Consider the following 3,925-nt stretch of genomic DNA (forward strand, 5'->3'; position numbering starts at 1 on the left):
TTGCTCAGCGTCGAACACGCCCTGCTCCCCGCGAGCGGCTCGCCGGGGGGCGGGCCGGGGCAGGACCTGGGTGGTCTCCGCCTCGGGGGCGGCGTGGGAGCCGGCCTCGGCCTCGTGGATCACCGGGGAGTCGTAGGCGGTGCTGGCGGTGTGCTCCGGGGCGGCGTCGGCGGCCTGCTCCTCGCGTGCCCGGCGCCCGCCGAACAGGCGCGCGAACAGGCCGGGGCGGGAGGCCCCGGCGGCGTGGGCGCCGGCGGCCGGGCCGTCCAGGTAGGACTGGTCGTGGTCCGGGTGGGTGCGCCCGGTCTCCGCATCCACGGAGAGCGGGGTGGCGAGGTCCTCGGCCTCGCGGCGCTCCTCCCGGGCCCGGCGCCGCTCGGCACGGCGGGCGGCCCGCTGCTCGGAGGCACCCTCGGGGTCCTGGCCCGTGAGCCAGTCGTAGCCGCCCGCGATCCGCTGCGGGATCGAGCCGACGGGCGTCGCGGTGAGCACGAGCACCGAGAAGAAGGCCAGCAGGATCATGAGGACCCAGACGGGCACGGGTGTCAGCAGGGAGGCCAGCGGCGCCGTCGCCAGGTAGCCGACCATGCCCCCGGCGCCGAGCATGTCCTCGAAGGCCTCGGCGGCCGAGGGCACGCCGCCCACGAGGTGGGCGATGCCGGAGCCGGCGACCGTGGCCATGAGCAGGCCGATGATGATGCGCCCGTTGGCGCGATGGTCCGTGGCGTGGCGGAAGCAGCGCACGGCCACGACGAGCAGGGCGATCGGCACCAGGAGGGCGAACCACCCGACGGTGCCGCCCACCACCCCGTGCACCACGCGGCCGACGGCGGTGCCGCGCAGGCCCCACCACTCCACGGCCGCGATCAGCGCGGCGAGCAGCAGCAGGAGCAGGCCGGTGCCGTCACGGCGTTCCTCGCGGTCGATGCGCACGTCCGGGCCGAGCTTGCGGAAGCCCGCGCCGACCGGTGTGGCCAACCCCATCCACAGGGTGTGCAGGGCGCGCAGGGGCGCGGCGGGCCGGTCGGCCTCGGGGACGGTCGCGGTCGACCCCTTCCGTCCGGAGCCTCGGCGTCCGGCGGAGCCGGAGCGGGACGTGGCGGAGGAGGACGACGAACGCGTGGGGGAAGTACGGGTCGCCATGCCCACCAAACTACCGCGAACCGCGGACACGGCAGGCATGGCGACCCGGAGGGGTCAGGCCTCCAGGACCACCGGGATGATCATCGGGCGGCGGCGCAGCTTGCGGTTGACCCACGTGCCGACGGTCCGGCGGACCACCTGCTGGAGCTGGTGGGCGGTGTGGTCCTTGCTGGACTGCACGGCCTCCTCGAGCGCCCGGACGATCTTCGGCTTGATCTCCTCGAACACCTTCTCGTCCTCGGCGACGCCGCGGGCGTGGACGTCCGGGCCGGACACGATCGTGCCGGTCTGCCGGTTGACCACGGTGATGATCGAGATGAAGCCCTCCTCGCCCAGGACACGGCGGTCCTTGAGGTCCGAGTCGGAGATCTCACCCACGGAGGAGCCGTCCACGTACACGTAGCCGCACTCCACCTCGCCGACGACCTTCACGAGGCCGTCGGTCATGTCCACCACGGTGCCGTTGCCGGCCAGGATGACGTTCTCGGCCGGCACGCCGGTCTTCTCCGCGATCCGGCCGTTGGCGATCAGGTGGCGGGTCTCGCCGTGCACCGGCATCACGAACTCGGGCTCGACGATGTTGTAGCAGTACAGCAGCTCGCCCTCGGAGGCGTGGCCGGAGACGTGCACCTTGGCCATGCCCTTGTGCACCACGGTCGCGCCGAGCTTCATGAGCCCGTTGATCACGCGGAACACGGAGTTCTCGTTGCCCGGGATCAGGGAGGAGGCCAGCACGACGAGGTCGTCCTCCTCCAGCTGCACCTGGTGGTCGCCGTTGGCCATGCGGGACAGGGCCGCCATCGGCTCGCCCTGGGAGCCGGTGACCATGAGCACGATCTCGTCGTCTCGGTACTTGTCCACCTTGCGGATGTCCACGAGGATCCCGTTCGGCACGTTGAGGTAGCCGAGCTTCGCCGCGATGGTCATGTTGCGGATCATGGAGCGCCCGCCGAAGGCCACCTTGCGACCGTGCTTGTGGGCGGCGTCGAGGACCTGCTGGACGCGGTGCACGTGGGAGGAGAACGAGGCCACCACGATGCGGCGCTTCGCCGTGGCGAAGTAGCGCTCGAGGGTGGGGCCGATCTCCGCCTCCGTGGTGGTGAACCCCGGGACCTCGGCGTTCGTGGAGTCGGTCATGAACAGGTCCACGCCCTCCTCGCCGAGACGGGCGAAGGCGCGCAGGTCCGTGATGCGGCCGTCAAGCGGCAGCTGGTCCATCTTGAAGTCGCCGGTGTGCAGGATGGTGCCGGCGTCCGTGTGGATGGCGACGGCGAGCGCGTCCGGGATCGAGTGGTTCACGGCCACGAACTCGCACTCGAACGGGCCGAACTCGACGATGTCGTCTTCCTTGACCACGCGGGTGCGCGGCTTGATCCGGTGCTCCTCGAGCTTGGCCTCGATCAGGGCGAGGGTCAGCTTGGAGCCGATCACGGGGATGTCGTCGCGCAGGCGCAGCAGGTACGGCACGGCACCGATGTGGTCCTCGTGGCCGTGGGTCAGGACGATGCCGACGACGTCGTCCACGCGGTCCCGGATGTAGTCGAAGTCCGGCAGGATCAGGTCGACGCCGGGCTGGTGCTCCTCGGGGAAGAGGACGCCGCAGTCGACGATGAGGATCTTGCCGTCGATCTCGAAGGTGACCATGTTGCGGCCGACCTCCTCGAGGCCGCCCAGCTGGACGATGCGGCAGGTGCCCCGCTTGAGCTTGGGCGGGGTGGACAGGCGGGTGCCTGCGGTCATGGAACGGGTCCCTTCTAGAAGGTGATGCCGGCCTCCGCGAGGTCGGCTCGGATGACGGAGAGCTCGTCCGGCGTGGCCTGGACGAGGGGCAGCCGCACGGCTGCGGACGGGATGACGCCCTGGGCGGCGAGGACGGCCTTCGCGGCCACCGCGCCCTGGACGTGGGTCATGATGCCGCGCTGGACGGGGTCCAGCGCGAAGTGGTGATCACGGGCACCGGCCAGGTCGCCGGCGTGGACGGCGTCCACGAGCTGGCGGTACAGCTCGGGGGCCGCGTGCGCGGCCACCGAGACGACCCCGACGGCGCCGAGCGCCATGAGCGGCAGGGTCGCGCCGTCGTCGCCGGAGTAGAGGTCGAGGTCTGTGTGCGCCAGGACGGTGGTGGTGGACTGCAGGTCCCCCTTCGCGTCCTTGAGCGCACGGATGTTGGGGTGCTGCGCGAGCGCGATGATCGTCTCGGGCTCGATCGGCATCACGGAGCGGCCCGGGATGTCGTAGAGCATGATCGGCAGGTCCACGCCGTCGGCCACGGCCTCGAAGTGCGCGCGGATGCCGGCCTGGTTGGGCTTGTTGTAGTACGGGGTGACGAGCAGCAGCCCGTCCACGCCCGTCTCGGCCGCGCGGCGGGACAGCTCGAGGGTGTGCGCCGTGTCGTTGGTGCCGGTGCCGGCCACGACCCTGGCGCGGTCCCCCACGGCCTCGACGACGGTGCGGAACATCGCCACGTTCTCGTCGTCCGTGAGCGTGGAGGTCTCGCCGGTGGTGCCGGTGACCACGAGGCCGTCGGCCCCGCGGTCCACCAGGTGCTCGGCCAGCGCGGCGGCCGCCTCGAGGTCCACGGCGCCCTCGTCCGTCATGGGGGTGACCATGGCGGGCACGACCGTGCCGAAGAGCAGCTCGGAGGGGATGACGGCGGAACGGACGGCACTCATGGGCCCCACCCTACCTGCGAGACTGGGGGCCCGCGCCGTCCGTGGCCCCTCCGCGACGCGCGGCGACTCGAGAGGAGCCCGCCCTGCGGCCCGCCCCGCCCCCCGCCGCC

At 72.1% G+C, this 3,925-nt stretch carries 3 protein-coding genes; all 3 read right to left on the reverse strand.

Annotation, left to right across the window (positions count from 1 at the left end):
* On the reverse strand, positions 1–1,143 hold a 1,143-nt coding region (locus D8M29_RS09490; protein ID WP_174233331.1), incomplete at its 3' end, for a DNA translocase FtsK 4TM domain-containing protein.
* Positions 1,144–1,197: 54 nt separating this feature from the next.
* Positions 1,198–2,883, reverse strand: a complete 1,686-nt coding sequence (locus D8M29_RS09495; protein ID WP_127435465.1) for a ribonuclease J — start codon at positions 2,881–2,883, stop codon at positions 1,198–1,200.
* A 14-nt stretch (positions 2,884–2,897) separates the two neighbouring features.
* The gene (dapA, locus tag D8M29_RS09500) at positions 2,898–3,815 is read right to left on the reverse strand and encodes a 4-hydroxy-tetrahydrodipicolinate synthase (protein WP_036384223.1); all 918 of its coding nucleotides are present in this window, start codon (positions 3,813–3,815) and stop codon (positions 2,898–2,900) included.
* Positions 3,816–3,925 lie beyond the last annotated feature (110 nt).

It is taken from the genome of Micrococcus sp. HSID17227 (genome assembly GCF_003989405.1).
GTDB lineage: Bacteria > Actinomycetota > Actinomycetes > Actinomycetales > Micrococcaceae > Micrococcus > Micrococcus luteus.